Here is a 1,347-nt window from a genome sequence, read left to right as displayed (position 1 = left end):
TTCCGTCTGTTGCACCGAACGCCAGTCGGTAAATAACTGCACCTCGTTATCTCGCCAATCGGTAAATACTTTCTTTTGTTCAGCAAGCCAATTAAGCATTTCAGTAACATATACGCCTTTTTGAGCGCTAAACCAATAATCCCATTGCGCTTGAAATTCACTTGTTGGTACAGTAATTAATGAACTTACAAGCCCACACAAATCCTCGTTAAAGCGCTCATCAACGAAATAAAGTGGATTGATTGCTTTATCGCCAGATGTTACTCTGACTTGCGCAAGCGAGATTTCGTAAATGTAGTTATCCCGTTGTAGCGTTGGCGCCACTGGGTTAACCGCTTCCTCCCCTTGCTTTACGAATGCTTTAATATACCGATTTTCACTGCGCAAATCTAATCGAAGTACAATACGGTCAATGCGTGATTTACTTACGTTTGGAATAGCATGCTCGAACGTTAAAACCGTTGTGTTTTGGTAGCTAAAACCTTTAATTAGTGCTTTGCCTGTGCTCAGGCGTGTTGTTAGACCATCGCCCACCGATACACGTAGTGCTGGCACGTTATTTGTGTGTAATAGCCCACTTGATAAGACGTTACCAAAGTATTCAGCGAAGTCACTCGCCATATACCATCTTTCATCTTCTTCTGTTGAGTCGAACATTTTATATAGTTCTGCCATCTTCTCTCCCCTTTCTATACGGCGTTATATTGCTTACGCCATGTTAAGTTGAATGTGTTGTTTCTAATGTCGCTATCCGCGACATATGCGATACGATTCTCACCAATTTGTAATTTAAAAGACGCAAGTGATGAACCAAGATCAAGCCAATGCACAACATTTCGCGCGTTTCCTTTTACATCAATAAAAATAACTTTTGCTGTATCAGGATTCGTATCGATAATCATCGTTTCACCAATCAGTAAATCTTGATCCACCTTAATATATTTGCCTGTCGTCTTATTGATGATACGTGGATTTGTTGCTGGCCCTTGTAATTCAATATAGAGCGGCGTTTCAGCATCACCATCATTCGTAATGATACGTTCATCTTGTTGTAACCCTGTTTTGAATGGTCGCGTACCACTAAATGGAAATTTAAACAACGGAATATACGGTGGCTCCTCGATAATGTCTAATGATTCCCAATAAACGCTCGGTGCAATAAACGTAATTGAACCTTTTTGTAATCGTTGGGAACGGCCCTCTTTGTCCGGAAACAAAGGTACGCCATCGGCAACGCATTTAATGATGCGCACAATACGTTCATTCTCATAGCGCAACGTTCCCACTCCTAATTTTGGATTAAGCACTTTCGCCATTAACGCACGCCGTTCTGATACATCGCCATAT

The 1,347-nt window shown here is 41.4% G+C and carries 2 protein-coding genes; both read right to left on the bottom strand.

Annotated features, from left to right (window positions below; genetic code table 11):
* A partial coding sequence (locus ACFSY7_RS05720; RefSeq protein WP_380147176.1) for a hypothetical protein occupies window positions 1-675 on the bottom strand: 675 nt, incomplete at its 3' end.
* A gap of 14 nt (window positions 676-689) precedes the next feature.
* Window positions 690-1,347: phage distal tail protein (locus tag ACFSY7_RS05715; protein ID WP_380147174.1), on the bottom strand; the 658-nt coding region annotated here is incomplete at its 5' end.

The sequence above is a fragment of the Kurthia populi genome (genome assembly GCF_042686175.1).
Taxonomy (GTDB): Bacteria; Bacillota; Bacilli; order Bacillales_A; family Planococcaceae; genus Kurthia; species Kurthia populi.
This window is presented reverse-complemented; position numbering and strand designations above follow the sequence as displayed.